Source organism: Geodermatophilus obscurus (genome assembly GCF_900115395.1).
Lineage (GTDB): Bacteria > Actinomycetota > Actinomycetes > Mycobacteriales > Geodermatophilaceae > Geodermatophilus > Geodermatophilus obscurus_B.
The window spans coordinates 58,931-73,712 of sequence record NZ_FOWE01000002.1; the positions used below are offsets into that span (position 1 = coordinate 58,931).

A 14,782-nucleotide genomic window follows, 5' to 3' on the forward strand; every position below is an offset into this window, starting at 1 on the left:
TCCGGTCGCTTTCTACTCACCCTGCGTACCACCGAACCGGGTGGTCAGACGCCCGTCCGGGGAGGACGCGCCGGTACCGTCGCCGGGTGACCGCACGCTGGCTCGACGACACCCAGCAGCGGGCCTGGCGTGCGTGGCTCACCGCCTCGGAGCTGCTCCCGCGCGCGCTCGACGCGCAGCTGCAGCGCGACGCCGGCCTGACCCACGCCGCCTACGTCGTCCTCGCGATGCTGTCCGAGGCCCCCGGCCGCAGCCGCCGGATGACCGACCTCGCGCGCCGCGCCAACCAGTCCCAGAGCCGGCTCTCGCACACCGTGGCCCGCCTGGAGGCCCGCGGCTGGGTGCGCCGGGAGCGCTCGGTCGACGACGGCCGCGGCAACCTCGCCGTCCTCACCGACGCCGGGTGGGACGTCGTCCGCGAGGTCGCGCCGGGCCACGTCGACGCCGTCCGCGCCGCCCTGTTCGACCCGCTGACCGCCGAGCAGACCGCCGTCCTGCGCGACGCGCTCGAGGCCGTCGTCGAGGCGCTCGACCCCGACGCCACCCGCCGCGTCGCCCACGGCGGGGACGTCGAGACCCCCTAGGCGCGCACCCAGGCCCCGACCAGGCCGGTCAGCACCGGGGCGGCGGCGCCGAGGGCCGCGGCGTCGGTGTAGGTGACCAGAGCGCGGTCGGGACCCCGCCACTCCAGCAGGCCGGTGGGGTCGGCGAAGCCGAAGGCGTCCGAGCGCACCCGGGCTCCCCGGTGGAAGACCAGCACCGCCCGGTCGGCCCGCGACAGGCTGACCGTCATCCGGTCCGCGCCGCCGTGCACGAACGTGGGCGAGCGCCACTTCACGTGCTCGGTCAGCCCGTCGACGCCGTCGAGCAGGGCGGCGCGCAGCTCCTGCACGGCCGGGACCATCGGGTGTCGCGAGCCGGCCAGCAGGGCGTCGACGCCGGGATCGCGCACGGGTCCCCCTCCCGGCAGGCCGGGGGCCCGGCGGTGCCTGCGCCGATGATGGCCCGAGCAGCGCCGTCCTGGCTCACCGGAGCGCGTCCTGGCTCACCGTCGACGCCGAGCCAGGACGCAGCACGATCAGGTCACCTGATCCCGGACGACGTCAGCGGCCCAGGTGGCGGTAGCGGTGCAGTCGGCTGCGGTGCCGCTCGGCGTCGTCGCGGCCCAGCAGCCCGGCCAGCTCGTCGCCGAGGACCCGGCCCAGGCGGCGGCAGAACTCCACCGGCTCGTCGGCGGCGTCGGGCCGCTCCGGGACGACGCGGTCGACGATCCCCGCGCGCCACAGGTCGGTCGCCCGGACGCCCTGCGCGGCGGCCATCTCCGGCGCGCGGTCGACGGTGCGGTGCACGATCGCCGAGGCGCCCTCCGGCGGTAGAGGGCCCAGCCAGCCGTTGGCCGCGGCGAGCACCCGGTCGGCGGGGGCCAGCGCCAGCGCCCCGCCGCCGGTGCCCTGGCCCAGCAGCACCGCCAGCGTCGGGGCCCGGAGCGTCACCAGGTCCTCCAGGCACCGGGCGATCTCCCCGGCCAGGCCGCCCTCCTCGGCCTCGACCGACAGCGCCGCGCCAGGGGTGTCGATGAGCGTGACCAGCGGCAGGTGCAGCTCGGCGGCCAGCCGCATGCCGCGCCGGGCCTCCCGCAGCGCCGCCGGGCCCAGCGGCGCCGACAGCGACTGCCCGCGCCGGTCCTGGCCGAGCACCACGCACGGCGCGCCGCCGAAGCGGGCCAGCGCGAGCAGCAGGCCGGGGTCCTTCTCCCCGGCCCCGGTGCCCGACAGGCCGACGACGTCGGTGGCCGCCGTCCGCAGCAGCCGCCGCACCCCGGGCCGGTCGGTCCGCCGCGAGGCGGTGACGACGTCCCACGCGCTGCGCCCGTCCTCGGGGTCGTCGGTGTCGGCGCCGTCGTCGGGGCCTGGCCGCTCGGCGTCGCGGACGTCGCGGTGCCAGGTGCGGCGGGCCGAGAGCACGGAGAGCGCCCGGTCGGCGAGGTCGGCGACGTCCTCGTGCGGCACGACGGCGTCGATCAGCCCCCGCCGCGCCAGGTGCTCGGCGGTCTGCACGCCCTCGGGGAAGCGCTCGCCGTACAGCGCCGAGTACACCCGCGGGCCGAGGAAGCCGATCGAGGCGCCCGGCTCGGCGATGGTCACGTGCCCCGTCGACCCCCAGGAGGCCAGCACGCCGCCGAAGGTGGGGTCGCGCAGGTACACCAGGTAGGGCAGGCCCGCGGCCTTGTGCCGCGCGATCGCCGCGGTGATGCCGATCATCTGCAGGAACGCGACCGTGCCCTCCTGCATGCGCGTGCCGCCCGACACCGGCGCGGCCAGCAGTGGCAGCCCCTCGTCGGTGGCTCGCTCGACGGCGGCGACGAGCCGCTCGGCCGTGGCCACCCCGATCGAACCGGCGAGGAAGCCGAACTCCCCGGCGACGACGGCCACCCGCCGCCCGCGCAGCGACCCCTCGCCGGTGACCACCGCCTCGTCCTGCCGGCTGGCCGCGGCGGCGGCGCGCAGCTCCTCGGCGTAGGCGGGGTCGACGTCGCGGTGCCCGACCGGGGTGTCCCAGCTGCGCCAGGAGCCGGGGTCGAGGACGAGGTCGCGCAGGGTCCGGGCGTCCAGGCGGGTCACGCGCCGGGCCGCGCCAGCCAGGCGCGGATCTCGGCGTCCGAGCCGCCGAGCACCGGGGGAGCGGCGTGCTCGCGGCGGGTGGTCTCGGTCTCGCCGTCAGGAGTGGTCTCGAAGAAGCGCAGCGGCGGACCGGGCAGCCGCAGCGGGCCGAGGGTGGCGTGGTCGACGTCGACGAGCAGCCCCTGCGACAGGGTCTGGTCCCAGGCGTAGACCTCGTCGATCGTGCGGACCTTGCCCGCCGGCACCCCGGCCGCGGCGAGGCGGGCGAGCAGCGTCTCGGCGTCGACGTCGGCGAACGCGGCCTCGAGCAGCTCGACCACCCGCTCCCGGTTGCCCACCCGCTCGGAGTTGGTCGCCAGCCCCGGCGTCTCGGGGTCCAGCCCGAACTCGGCGCACAGCCGGCGCCACAGCCCCTCCGACCCGCAGGACAGCTGCACGCTGCCGCCCCGGCAGTGGAAGAGCCCGTACGGCGCGATGGAGGGGTGGTGGTTGCCCTGGGCGCGGCCGACCTGCCCGCCCACGGTCCACGCCGTCCCCTGGAAGGCGTGCACGCCGACGATCGCGGCGAGCAGCGAGGTGCGCACGACCTGCCCGCGGCCGGTGCGCTGCCGCTCGAGCAGCGCGGCCAGCACGCCGTAGGCGCCGTACATGCCGGCCAGCAGGTCGCCGATCGGGACGCCGACCTTCTGCGGTGAGTCCGGGTCCGGGCCGGTCAGCGACATGAGGCCGCCCTCGCCCTGCGCGATCTGGTCGTAGCCGGCGCGCCCGCCCTCGGGCCCGTCGTGGCCGAAGCCGCTGATCGCGAGGGTGACCAGCCGCGGGTTGAGGTCGGCGAGCACGTCGGTGCCGAACCCGAGGCGGGCCAGCGTGCCGGGGCGGAAGTTCTCCAGCAGCACGTCGGCACGGCGGACCAGCTCGCGCAGCAGCTCCTTGTCGCCGTCGTCCTTCAGGTCGAGGGTGACCGACTCCTTGTTGCGGTTGGTCGACAGGAAGTACGTCGACTCCCGGTCACCGGACTCCGGCTGGACGAACGGCGGGCCCCATCCGCGGGTGTCGTCCCCGCTGCCCGGGCTCTCCACCTTGATCACCCGGGCGCCGAGGTCGCCGAGCATCATCCCGGCGTGCGGCCCGGCCAGCGCGCGGGTCAGGTCGACGACGAGCACGCCGTCCAGGGGTCCGGACATGGTTCGGATCTCACTCCGATCAGAAGAACGACGGGACGACGGCGAACGTCAGCCAGGCCAGCAGCGGACCTGCGACCACGACGATCGTGGCGTACACCAGGATCTGCTTGTAGAAGCGGTCCTTGTCCACGTCCTGCGCATTGGCCAGGACCAGCGCGCCGTTCGTGGAGAACGGGCTCACGTCGACGATGGTCGAGGACACGGACAGGGCGACCACCACGCCCACGGCCCCGATGTCCCCGGTCTGCAGGAAGGGCACGGCCAGCGCGATGGCCACGGCGATGATCGCGACGGACGACGCGAACGCCGACACCACCGCGCCGATGTAGCAGAGCAGCAGGGCCACCAGCAATGGCACCCCGATCCCGGTGACCGCCTCGCCGACGTAGTCGATGGTGCCCGCCTCCTGCAGCACGAAGACGAAGGTGAGCACCCCGGCGATCAGCAGGATGGTGCTCCAGCTGATCTGGGTGACCGCGCCCTTGTGCTGCTGCGCGGAGAACAGCGCCAGGACGACGGCGACGGAGATCGAGACGAACCCGATGTCGAGGTCGAAGGCCAGCGCCAGCACCGCGACCACGACCAGACCGATCAGCGTGAGCACCTGCTCGAAGCGCACCGGCTGGGCGACGTCCGGGTGGATGTGCTCGTCGTCGTCGCCGCCGACGCCCGGCCCCGGAGCGGCGCCGTGGCCGCGCACGACCGTGCCGTGGGAGTGCTCGACGTGCTCGAGGGGTACGGCCGCCACCTTGCGTCCCAGCAGCTTCCGGCCGCCCAGCACGAAGAACAGCACCAGGGCGATCGCCAGGTTGAAGACCAGGCTGCCGAGGAAGACCTGGAGGGAGCTGCCCGGCAGGCCGGCCTCCTCGACGATGTCGTTCACCGTGGCGCCGTAGACGCTGATGGGGGAGAAGCCGCCCCCCTGGGCTCCGTGGATGACCATCATCCCCATCAGCAGCGGGCTGATCCCGTGCCTCGCGGCGAAGGTGAGCGCGATCGGCGCGATGATCGCGACCGCGGCGGGGGAGAGCGCGCCGATCGCCGTCAGCACCGCGGTGACGGCGAACATGATCCAGGGGATGGCTGCGACGTGGCCGCCGACCAGCCGCACGGCCCCCCGCACCAGCAGGTCGACCGTCCCGTTGTTCTGCGCGATGGCGAACAGGTAGGTGACCCCGATGAGGGTCAGGACCAGTTCCGAGGGGAAGCCCGAGAGGATGTCGTCGGTCGTCAGCCCGACCGACAGGGTGCCGACCAGGAAGGCGGCGACGAAGGCGAGCGCACCCATGTTGATGGGCAGGAACGTCGCGATCGCGAAGATCACGACGAGCGCCAGGATCGTGACGATCTCCGGTGACACGGGCGGGCTCCTCACGTCGGCGTCGACGGGTGCGCGCCCACCGTGTCACCTACCGGTCGGTAGTTCCTGCCAGCCGCCGGAGGGGGTGACGACGGCGGTCACCGGCCGGTCGTGGTCGAACGCCGGGAGCCGGTCGACCAGCTCGTCGTCGAAGACCACCGCCACGACGACCGCGCCCGGGCGGGCGTGCCGCAGCGCGCGGTCGTACCACCCGCCGCCGCGGCCGAGCCGGGTGCCGCCGCGGTCGACGGCCAGCGCCGGCACGACGACGACGTCCGCCGTCCCGACCGCCGTCGGCCCCAGCCGCGGGCCGGCCGGCTCCAGGAGCCCGAAGCGACCCGGCACCAGCCGGCCGGTGTCGACCGCCCACCGCAGCTCCGCGCCGGACTCCGGCACGACCGGCAGCAGCACGCGGGCGCCCAGCTGCGTGTAGGCGGCCGGCAGCCGGCCGGCGCCGGGCTCGGTGTCCTCGGGGACGAAGGCGGCCAGCACGCGGACGCGCGCCAGGCGGGCCAGCAGGGCGGTGGTCACCGCGGCCGCGGCACCGGCGCGCGCGGCGGGGGAGCGGTCCCGACGGCCGGCCAGGATCCGCTCGCGGAGGACGGCCTTGGCCGCCTCTCCCTCCGGCGGTGCGGTCACGGGTGGAGGCTAGAGCCGCCGCCTCCCCCGCGGACGGGACGGGATCGGCCGGTACGGCCACGGCTAGGCTGCCGCGCATGCCGACCCCGCAGCGCTCCGCGCGCAAGGCCGTCATCCCCGTCGCCGGGATGGGCACCCGGTTCCTCCCGGCCACCAAGGCGGTGCCGAAGGAGCTGCTGCCGGTCGTCGACCGCCCGGCGCTGCAGTACATCGTCGAGGAGGCCGCCCGCGCCGGCCTCGCCGAGGTGCTCATGGTCACCGGCCGCAACAAGGCCGCGATCGAGGACTTCTTCGACCGCACCCCCGAGCTCGAGACGGCGCTGGAGAAGAAGGGCGACGCCGGCCGGCTGGCCGCCGTCCGGGAGTCCACCGACGTCGCGCAGGTGCACTTCGTGCGGCAGGGCGAGGCCCGCGGGCTGGGGCACGCGGTGCTGCAGGCCGCGGCGTTCGTCGGCGAGGAGCCCTTCGCCGTCCTCCTGGGCGACGACCTCATCGACGCCCGCGACCACCTGCTCGAGCAGATGCTCGCCGTCCAGGCCGAGCACGGCGGCTCGGTGATCGCGCTGCTCGACGTCGGGCGGGAGAACATCGACAAGTACGGCGCGGTCGCCATCCGGGAGGACACCCAGCAGGGCGTCGTGACCATCACCGGCCTGGTGGAGAAGCCCCCGGTCGACGAGGCGCCCTCCAGCCTGGCGATCATCGGCCGCTACGTGCTCTCCCCGGAGGTCTTCGCGGTGCTGCGCGAGACCGAGCCCGGCCGTGGCGGGGAGATCCAGCTCACCGACGCGCTGGCCACCCTGGTCGAGCGCGGGCACCCGCTGCACGGCGTCGTGTTCGACGGCCGCCGCTACGACACCGGCGACAAGCTCGACTACCTCAAGGCGGTCATCCGGCTGGCCTCCGAGCGGGAGGACCTCGGCCCGGCGCTGCGCTCGTGGCTGACCGAGTTCGTGGCCGACCTGCCCGCCGAGGGCGCGTCGCAGGCCTGAGGCGGTCCCCGGAGGGGGGACCATCGCAGGCGATGAGCGAGAACGGCGCGCACGGGGCGCGGGACACCCTGCACCGGGAGACGTCGGCGCTGGACCTCCGCAGCGGGGCCACCGTCGACCCACCGACGTCCCCCGCGCTGCCGGCGCACGCGACCGCGCAGATCGACCGCGGCGCGGTCCCGCCGCCGCGCGCGGCCGCCGCCGAGCCCGAGCCCCCGGCGCTGCGCACGGTGGAGGCCCACCTCGAGGAGATCCTCGCCGCGGTGCCGCAGCCGGAGCCCATCGAGCTCGCCGTCCTCGACGCGCAGGGCCTGCTGTGCGCCGAGGAGGTGGTCAGCGCCCGCGCGCTGCCGCCCTTCGACCAGGCCGCCCTGGACGGCTACGCCGCCCGCGCCGAGGACGTCGCCGCGGCCACCCCCGACGCGCCGGTCGAGCTCGCCGTGGTGGGGGAGACCGCCGCCGGGGCGGCGCCGGTGTCCTCGCTGGCCCCCGGGCAGGCGCACCTGGTCACCGCCGGCGCGATGCTGCCCACCGGCGCCGACGTCGTCGTGCCGGGCGTGTGGACCGACGGCGGGGTGGTCCGGGTGCAGGTGCACGCCGGGCCGGAGGCCGGCAGCTACGTCCGCCGCGCCGGGGACGACGTCTCGCCCGGCACCGCCGCCGTGCACGTCGGCACCCCGATCGGCCCGGCCCAGATCAGCCTGCTGGCCGCCGTCGGCCGGGACCGCGTCCAGGTGCGGCCGCGGCCGCGGGTCGCCGTCCTGTCCGCCGGCCCCGAGCTCGTCGACATCACCACCCAGCCCGCGCCCGGGCAGGTGGTCGACGTCAACACCTACGCCCTCGCCGCCGCCGCCCGTGACGCCGGGGCCGCCGCCTACCGCTGGGGGATCCTGCCCACCGAGCGGCGCCGGCTGACCGAGGTGCTGGAGAGCCAGCTGCTGCGCAGCGACCTGGTGCTGATCTCCGGGACGTTCGCCGGCAGCGGTGACCAGGTGCAGGAGGTGCTCGCCGAGCTCGGCCCGATGCACCTCCGCCAGGTGACGATGCACCCCGGGGCCGTCCAGGGCTTCGGCCGGCTGGGCCGCGAGGGCGTCCCGGTGATCTGCGTGCCCGGCGAGCCGGTCGCGGCGCTGGTGTCCTTCGAGGTCTTCGTGCGCCCGGCGATCCGCTCGATGCTCGGCAAGCGCCAGCTGTTCCGCCGCACGGTGCAGGCCATCTCCGCCGAGCGGCTGCTCTCGCCCCTGGGCTACCGGCAGTACCTGCACGGCCAGGTCATGCGCCACCCCGACGGCGGCTACGTCGTCGAGCCGCTCGGCGGCGGGGACGAGGCGATGCTCGCCCGGATGGCGCGGGCCAACTGCCTCATCGTCGTCGACGAGGACGTCACCGAGGTCGCCGAGGGCGGGCTGGTGACGGTGATGCCCCTGCTGCTGGGCGGCTGACCTGGAACCGGCACAGCACCCGGGCTGGCCGGCCCGGCTGGCGTACGGCCCTGTCGAGCTGGACGCGCTGCGACGCGGCGACGCCGGCGACTGGAGCCGCCTGCGGCTGGCCAACGAGGCGTGGCTGCGGCCGTGGGAGCCCTCGGCGCCGGTGGCTTGGTCGGTGCGGCACACCCCGGCGGCCTACCGCGCGATGCGCCGGTCGGTGACCCGCCGCGCCCGCGCGGGGACGTCGATGCCGTTCGCCGTCCGCGTCGAGGGCCGGCTCGCCGGTCAGGTCACCGTGGACAACGTCGTCCGCGGCGCGCTGCGGTCGGGGTCGCTGGGCTACTGGGTCGACCGCGCGGTCTCCGGGCGGGGGATGGCCTCCCTCGCCGTGGCGCTGGTGTGCGACCACGCGTTCGGCCCGGGCGGGCTGCACCGGCTGCAGGCCGACATCCGCCCGGAGAACGGGCCCAGCCGGCGCCTGGTGGAGCGGCTGGGGTTCCGTCAGGAGGGTCTGCTGCGCCGGTACCTCGACATCGACGGCGACTGGCGCGACCACGTGTCCTACGCGCTCCTGGCCGAGGACGTGCCCGGCGGGGTGCTCGCCCTCTGGCGCTCCCGGGCGCCCGGCCTACCACGCTGACGCCCGGTCGCGGGGGGACCGCATGTCGACACGCCGCCGTCCGCGCCACTCCCGTCACACAACACTCCGGCGACACGCCGCGCGCCTCCCTCGTCCGGGGGGTGGCCTGCGCATAACCTGCGCCGGCAAGTGACTCGTGTGACGGGTGGTGTTCTCGATGGGGTCAGGCGTGCTGCTCGCCGCGCTGGTCGTGCTGTGGTTCGTCGTGCTGGTGCCCATGGTGGTGACCCGCGGCGACTCCTCGACGGCGCGTGGGGAGGTCACCCGGGGCCGGACGCTGCAGCGGCGGCGGGTCGGCGACCCGGTGGCGTCGGTGGCGACCGAGCGGGTGTCGGTGGACCGCGACACGCTGCGCCGCACCGGTGAGCTGCGGGTCGACGTGCACGCCGCCCGCCGGCGCACGCTGACCGCGCTCGTGGCGCTGGCCGTGCTGACGCTGGTCGGCGCGCTCGTCCTCACGCCGTGGCTGTGGATCACCCACGGGGTGGTCGACGCCGCGCTGGTCGGTTACCTGGCGGTGCTGCGCTCCGTGGTGCGCCGCGAGCAGGCCGCCGCCCGCCGCGCGGCCCGTGCCGCCGCCCGGTCGGCCGCGCGTCCGGTGCCGGCTCCCCGGCCGGCCGCGCGCCCGGCGCCGCAGCCCGTCGTCGCGGAGCCGGTCGTCGCGGAGCCGGTGCACTCCACCGTCGGCCTGCCGCACCCGAGCCTGCCGCTGGCGCCGGTCCACCCGCTGCGCCCGGCGCGCGTGGTGGCCGCGCGCACCCCGGCGCCGGCCGGCTGGCAGGACAGCGCCGTCGTGGGCCTGGACGACGACGACATCGGCTTCGCCGACATCGACTACTACCAGCCGCGGGTGGTCAACGGGTAGCGGACGTCGACGCCCCGGGTGCCACCCCGTCCGCGGCACCCGGGGTCGCGGCAGGTACTCTCGTCCTCCGTCAGGGGCTGTGGCGCAGTCCGGTAGCGCACCTCGTTCGCATCGAGGGGGTCAGGGGTTCGAATCCCCTCAGCTCCACCCTGAGACCGACGCCGTCGGGGCACCCGCCCCGGCGGCGTCGGTCGTCTCGTGACCGGGCTCCCAGGGTCCGCCCCGTCGTCGGCGCCCCGGGCCCGGCGCACGACGCCGTCGTCGGCGGCCGGCCCCCCGGGTCGTCCCGACGGTCCGCGGTGTCAGAACCAGGAGGGGAACCACATGCGCGTGACCCACTCCGCGTGCGACAGCGGCAGCCCGGCGAGCACGGGGTAGAAGAAGGCGAACGTCCCCGCCACCACCGCCACGTAGCCGCTCACCGCCGCCAGGCCGGCCGTCCGGCGCCACGGCGGGGCCCCGGGCCGGCCGAGCACGTCCTGCAGCACCAGCACGACGGCGAGCACGAAGAACGGCAGCACCGGCGCCGTGTAGAAGACGAACATCGTGCGCTCGGGGTTGAGGAACCAGGTGCCCCAGCCGGCAGCCACCATGACGGCGACCAGCACCGCGGCGGGGTCGCGCCGGGCGACGATGCGCCACGCGGCCCAGGCCAGCGCCGGCGCGAAGGCCAGCCAGAGCGTCGGCGTCCCGACCATGAGGATGTAGCGGATCACCTGGTCGCCGGAGGCGTCGGTGAGGCCCTGCGGGTTCCACAGCAGGATCGGCCGGCCGTTGACCAGCCAGGTCCAGGGCCCGGACTCCCAGGGGTGCGAGGTCGACAGGCCGTTGTGGAACGTCCACCACTCGACGTGCATGTGCCACCACGAGCGCAGCGCGTCCGGGATCCACGGGAACGCCGTCTCCGGGTTGCGCTGCGCCCACCAGCGGCCCTGCGCCGTCTCGCCGAGGAACCACCCGGTGAAGCCGGCGAGGTAGGTGAGCACCGGGACCGCGGCCAGCGCCCAGGTGGCGCCGGGCAGGCCGCGGCGCAGCGTCGTCGCCACCGGGTGGGGGACTCCCGCCGCACGCCAGGCCGACCGCTCCCAGAACAGGGACAGCACCGCCGCGAAGGCGAGGAAGTACAGCCCGCTCCACTTCACCGCGCAGGCGCAGCCGAACAGGAACCCGGCCGCGATCCGCCAGCCCCGCGGGCCGAGGCGGAACCCGGTGACCGGGACCGGCATCGAGCCGGCGATCCGGGCGCGCACCCGGTCGCGGTCGACGACCAGGCACGCCACCGCGGAGACGACGAACACCTGCAGGAAGACGTCGAGCAGGCCGATCCGCGAGACGGTGAAGGCGAACCCGTCGAAGGCGAGCAGCAGGCCGGCGACCAGGCCGAGCAGCGTGGAGCCGGTGAGCCGCCGGGCCAGCCGCACCAGGACCACGACGGCGACCGCCCCGGCCACCGCAGACGGGAACCGCCACCCCAGGCTCGTGTAGCCGAACAGGTGCTCGCCGGCGGCGATCAGCCACTTGCCCAGCGGCGGGTGGACGATGAACGTGTAGCCGCGGTTGTACTCGTGGCCCCACGTCAGCAGGTCCCACGCCTCGGGCGGGTAGTACGCCTCGTCGAACAACAGCGTGCGGGGGTAACTGATCCCGACCAGCCGGCCGGCCAGCACCAGCAGCCCCAGCCCCAGCGCGAGCACCCAGGACAGCCGGCGGTCGGCCGGCAGCGGCGGGATGCGGTCGACCCGCGGTCGCGGCGCCGGCCAGCGACGACGGGTGCGGGGCGGGTGCGGCGGTGGCCCGGCGCCGGGGCGCTCGGGAGCGAGGACCGCCATGGCCTCAGGGTATGTGGCCGGTCGGGTGGCCCCGGCGTGACAGGCTCGTCCGCGTGACGGGACGGCTCGTGCTCGGTGGCGCACCCCTCGGCCAGCCCGGCGACGTCGGCCCGCGGCTGCGGCAGCTGATGGGCACCGCCGACGTCCTGGCCGTCGAGGACACCCGGAGGCTGCACCGGCTGGCCTCCGACCTGGAGGTCACGCCGACCGGGCGGGTGGTCACCTTCCACGAGTCGGTGGAGCGCGCGCGGCTGCCCGGGCTGCTCGCCGCGCTGGCCGACGGCGCCACCGTGCTGCTGCTCACCGACGCCGGCATGCCGTCGGTGTCCGACCCCGGGTACACGCTGGTGCGCGCGGCGATCGACGCCGGGGTCGAGGTCACCTCGGTGCCCGGGCCGACCGCGGTGACCACGGCGCTGGCGGTGTCGGGGCTGCCGGTCGACCGGTTCTGCTTCGAGGGGTTCCTGCCGCGCAAGGCGGGGGAGCGGCGGTCCCGGCTCACCGGGCTGGCCGACGAGCGCCGCACGATGGTCTTCTTCGAGTCGCCGCACCGGCTGGCCGACGCGCTCGCCGACTGCTCCGCGGCCTTCGGCCCCGACCGCGAGGCCGCCGTCTGCCGGGAGCTGACCAAGACGCACGAGGAGGTCCGGCGCGGGCCGCTGTCGGAGCTGGCCGCGTGGGCCGCGGACGGCGTACGCGGGGAGATCACCCTGGTGGTGGCCGGTGCGGTGCCCGCGCCGGTGTCGCTGTCGGCGGGGGAGCTGGCCGCGCTGGTGGCCGGCGAGGAGGCGGCGGGCGCCACCCGCAAGGACGCCATCCGCGCCGTCGTCACCCGCACGGGCCTGCCCCGCCGCACGGTCTACGACGCCGTCGTCGCCACCAAGGGAGCCTGACCCCCCAGAGGGCTGTGCGCTCGTCGGGGTCTGCACGGCCCGTCCGGCCCCGATGAGCGCACGACGGCCCGGGCCTGTGGACGACGCCGGCGGCAGCGACCCCTCGTCCGGCACGGTTCCGCCGTGCCCCGACCTCCGATGGTGCCTGCAGAGCTCCTCGAGCTGCCGTTCCACGGCACCGAGGCCGTCGCCCAGGGCCTCCTGACCCCAGACCAGCTGCGCAGCAGCGCCTGGCGGCGCCTGTTCCGCGACGTGTACGTGCACCGTGACGTGCCGGTCACCCACGAGCTGCGCGCGGTGACGGCCGCCTCGATGGTGCTGCCTGGTGCGGTCGTGTCGGGGAGGAGCTCCGCCGTGCTGTGGGGGGTCGACCTCGCCGGCACCGACCACGACGTCGAGCTGACCCTGCCGCCCGGCCGGCACCCGGTGCGGACGACCGGGCTGCGGGTCCGCCGGGCCGCGCTGGCCGACGCGGACGTCGTCCGCCGTCGCGGCGTCCCGGCGACCACGCCGGAGGCGACCGCCATCGGGCTGGCCGCGCGGCTGGACGGCGACGACGCGGTGGTGGCCGTCGACCGGTTCCTCGCCCGCGGGCTCGTCGACCTGGCGCCGCTCCGGGCGCGGGCGGCCACGGGCACCGGACCGGGCAGTGCACGGGCGCGGGCGGTGTGCGCGCTCGCCGACGAGCGGTCCGAGTCGCCGCAGGAGACCCGGTTGCGGCTCCTCGTCGTCCGGGGTGGCCTGTCCGCCCCCGTCCCGCAGTTCGCGGTCCGGGTGGACGGGCGCTTCGTCGCGCGGGTCGACCTCGCCTGGCCCGAGCACCGGGTGGCCGTGGAGTACGACGGCCTGTGGCACGCCGAGCCGGGGCAGTTCGCCCGCGATCGGCAGCGGCTGAACCGGCTGCAGGCGGCGGGCTGGCGGATCGTGTTCGTGACGGCCGAGGACCTCGACCGGCCCGGCGAGCTCGTCGCCCGCATCGCCCGGGCACTCACGGAGGCGGGACGTGTGCACCTACCGGGCTCACGGGAGCGCGCGTGACCCCTGTGTGTGCACACCCGCGAGCGACGGTTGCGCGCTACAGCCAGCCGTTGCGCTTGAAGCCGCGGTAGAGCAGGACGCAGGACACGACGATCACCAGCAGCACCATGAAGTAGCCGTACCGCCACTCCAGCTCGGGCATGAACTCGAAGTTCATGCCGTAGATGCCGGCGATCGCGGTCGGGACGGCGATGATGCCGGCCCAGGCCGAGATCTTGCGCATGTCCTCGTTGTCGGCCAGCGTCGTGCGGGCGAGCGAGGCCTGCAGGATCGACGACAGCAGCTCGTCGAGGCTGCCCACCTGGTCGCGCACCCGGATGGCGTGGTCCTGCACGTCGCGGAAGTAGGAGCGCATCGCGTCCGGGACGACGTCGATCTGCCGCTCGGACAGCTTCTGCAGCGGCAGCTCCAGCGGCGCCACCGCCCGCCGCAGGCTCATCAGCTCGCGCTTGAGCTGGTAGAGCCGGCCGATGTCGTCGGTGCGCTCGGGGCTGAACACCGAGGCCTCGAGCTCGTCGACGTCGTCCTGCACCTGCTCGGCGACCTCGACGAAGGTGTCGACGACGAGGTCGGCCACGGCGTACAGGACGGCGGCCGGGCCCAGGCACAGCAGGTCGCGCTGCTCCTCCATGCGCTGCCGCAGCTCGGACAGGTCACCGTGCCCTCCGTGCCGCACGGTGATCACGTAGTCGCGGCCGAGGAAGACCATGACCTCGCCGGTGTCGACGACCTCGCTGGTCGCGGTCAGCTGCTCGTGCTCCACGTAGCGCGCCGTCTTGAGCACCATGAACAGGTCGTCGTCGTAGTGCTCGAGCTTGGGCCGCTGGTGGGCGAAGACGGCGTCCTCCACCGCGAGCGGGTGCAGCCCGTAGTGCTCGGCGATGTGGCCGAGCTCGGCCTCGGTCGGCTCGAACAGCCCCAGCCACACGAAGCCGCCCCGCTCGCCGGCCGCCCGCAGCGCGTCGCCCGGGTCGACCGGGGGCTCGCGGCGCCCGTCGACGTAGACGGCGCAGTCGACGACCGCGTCGGTCCCCTCCCGCCGGCTGCCGGTGCGCCGCGGGGCCCCGGCGGGCCGCGTGGCCGGCAGCGGCGGACCCGCCGGCTGCCCCGGTCGCCGCGCCGGGCGCTGTGCCGGCGACGGACCCGGCGGCGTCCCGTCACGGGTGTCGGTCACGGGCGCACCTCCTCGCGTCGACCCGCGGCGGCGGGCGGGGGACCAGCGTAGGCGTGCGGGTCCCCGGACCCCGTGCCACGCTCCCGGGAGGACCGACGACGCACGGACCGCTGGGAG

14 protein-coding genes and 1 tRNA gene are annotated in these 14,782 nt (G+C 75.8%); 8 read left to right on the forward strand and 7 right to left on the reverse strand.

Going from position 1 to position 14,782, the window contains the following annotated elements:
• Positions 1-86 precede the first annotated feature (86 nt).
• Complete coding sequence (locus BM165_RS03665) at positions 87-584, forward strand: MarR family winged helix-turn-helix transcriptional regulator (protein ID WP_075012191.1); 498 nt, start codon at positions 87-89, stop codon at positions 582-584.
• On the opposite strand, the gene BM165_RS03670 is transcribed toward BM165_RS03665, so the two are convergent.
• The 5 genes from BM165_RS03670 to BM165_RS03690 form a co-directional block, all read right to left on the reverse strand.
• Positions 581-952, reverse strand: coding sequence for a DUF1801 domain-containing protein (locus tag BM165_RS03670; protein WP_208976632.1), 372 nt, complete (start codon positions 950-952; stop codon positions 581-583). The two genes, BM165_RS03665 and BM165_RS03670, sit on opposite strands and share 4 nt — an antisense overlap.
• Before the next feature lie 151 nt (positions 953-1,103).
• Positions 1,104-2,621, reverse strand: a complete 1,518-nt coding sequence (locus tag BM165_RS03675) for a carboxyl transferase domain-containing protein (RefSeq protein WP_075012192.1) — start codon at positions 2,619-2,621, stop codon at positions 1,104-1,106.
• Complete coding sequence (locus tag BM165_RS03680) at positions 2,618-3,805, reverse strand: CaiB/BaiF CoA transferase family protein (RefSeq protein WP_075012193.1); 1,188 nt, start codon at positions 3,803-3,805, stop codon at positions 2,618-2,620. The genes BM165_RS03675 and BM165_RS03680 overlap by 4 nt, the downstream gene beginning before the upstream one ends.
• A gap of 19 nt (positions 3,806-3,824) precedes the next feature.
• Positions 3,825-5,165: an SLC13 family permease gene (locus tag BM165_RS03685; protein WP_075012194.1), complete on the reverse strand. Its 1,341-nt coding sequence runs from the start codon at positions 5,163-5,165 to the stop codon at positions 3,825-3,827.
• Between the two features lie 45 nt (positions 5,166-5,210).
• Positions 5,211-5,804: a 5-formyltetrahydrofolate cyclo-ligase gene (locus tag BM165_RS03690; RefSeq protein WP_075012195.1), complete on the reverse strand. Its 594-nt coding sequence runs from the start codon at positions 5,802-5,804 to the stop codon at positions 5,211-5,213.
• Positions 5,805-5,881: 77 nt separating this feature from the next.
• Between BM165_RS03690 and galU the strand changes: the two genes are divergently transcribed.
• The 5 genes from galU to BM165_RS03715 all read left to right on the forward strand — a co-directional run bounded on the left by galU (position 5,882) and on the right by BM165_RS03715 (position 9,878).
• The gene (gene galU / locus BM165_RS03695; protein ID WP_075012196.1) at positions 5,882-6,796 is read left to right on the forward strand and encodes a UTP--glucose-1-phosphate uridylyltransferase GalU; all 915 of its coding nucleotides are present in this window, start codon (positions 5,882-5,884) and stop codon (positions 6,794-6,796) included.
• 32 nt (positions 6,797-6,828) lie between these two features.
• Positions 6,829-8,238 (forward strand): molybdotransferase-like divisome protein Glp, encoded by a 1,410-nt coding sequence (glp, locus tag BM165_RS03700; RefSeq protein WP_208976633.1) that lies wholly within the window; start codon positions 6,829-6,831, stop codon positions 8,236-8,238.
• A 67-nt stretch (positions 8,239-8,305) separates the two neighbouring features.
• Positions 8,306-8,866 (forward strand): GNAT family N-acetyltransferase, encoded by a 561-nt coding sequence (locus BM165_RS03705; RefSeq protein WP_280140686.1) that lies wholly within the window; start codon positions 8,306-8,308, stop codon positions 8,864-8,866.
• Between the two features lie 157 nt (positions 8,867-9,023).
• Positions 9,024-9,731 (forward strand): divisome protein SepX/GlpR, encoded by a 708-nt coding sequence (gene sepX, locus BM165_RS03710; protein WP_075012586.1) that lies wholly within the window; start codon positions 9,024-9,026, stop codon positions 9,729-9,731.
• A 73-nt stretch (positions 9,732-9,804) separates the two neighbouring features.
• Positions 9,805-9,878 (forward strand) — tRNA-Ala (locus tag BM165_RS03715).
• A 155-nt stretch (positions 9,879-10,033) separates the two neighbouring features.
• Here BM165_RS03715 and BM165_RS03720 read toward each other — a convergent pair.
• Positions 10,034-11,560, reverse strand: a complete 1,527-nt coding sequence (locus BM165_RS03720) for a dolichyl-phosphate-mannose--protein mannosyltransferase (protein ID WP_075012198.1) — start codon at positions 11,558-11,560, stop codon at positions 10,034-10,036.
• A 53-nt stretch (positions 11,561-11,613) separates the two neighbouring features.
• Between BM165_RS03720 and rsmI the strand changes: the two genes are divergently transcribed.
• A complete protein-coding gene (gene rsmI / locus BM165_RS03725; RefSeq protein WP_075012587.1) occupies positions 11,614-12,453 on the forward strand; it encodes a 16S rRNA (cytidine(1402)-2'-O)-methyltransferase in 840 nt (279 codons plus the stop codon).
• Between the two features lie 123 nt (positions 12,454-12,576).
• Entirely contained in the window at positions 12,577-13,491 is a 915-nt protein-coding gene (locus BM165_RS03730) for an endonuclease domain-containing protein (RefSeq protein WP_244274009.1), read from the forward strand.
• Positions 13,492-13,528: 37 nt separating this feature from the next.
• Here BM165_RS03730 and corA read toward each other — a convergent pair whose 3' ends face one another.
• The gene (gene corA, locus BM165_RS03735) at positions 13,529-14,665 is read right to left on the reverse strand and encodes a magnesium/cobalt transporter CorA (protein WP_244274011.1); all 1,137 of its coding nucleotides are present in this window, start codon (positions 14,663-14,665) and stop codon (positions 13,529-13,531) included.
• Positions 14,666-14,782 lie beyond the last annotated feature (117 nt).

Bases quoted from the DNA above. Each gene is read 5' to 3' on its own strand.
- galU (WP_075012196.1), top strand. From the start codon at position 5,882: ATGCCGACCCCGCAGCGCTCCGCGCGCAAGGCCGTCATCCCCGTCGCC.
- BM165_RS03720 (WP_075012198.1), bottom strand. From the start codon at position 11,560: ATGGCGGTCCTCGCTCCCGAGCGCCCCGGCGCCGGGCCACCGCCGCAC.
- BM165_RS03680 (WP_075012193.1), bottom strand. From the start codon at position 3,805: ATGTCCGGACCCCTGGACGGCGTGCTCGTCGTCGACCTGACCCGCGCG.
- sepX (WP_075012586.1), top strand. From the start codon at position 9,024: ATGGGGTCAGGCGTGCTGCTCGCCGCGCTGGTCGTGCTGTGGTTCGTC.
- glp (WP_208976633.1), top strand. From the start codon at position 6,829: ATGAGCGAGAACGGCGCGCACGGGGCGCGGGACACCCTGCACCGGGAG.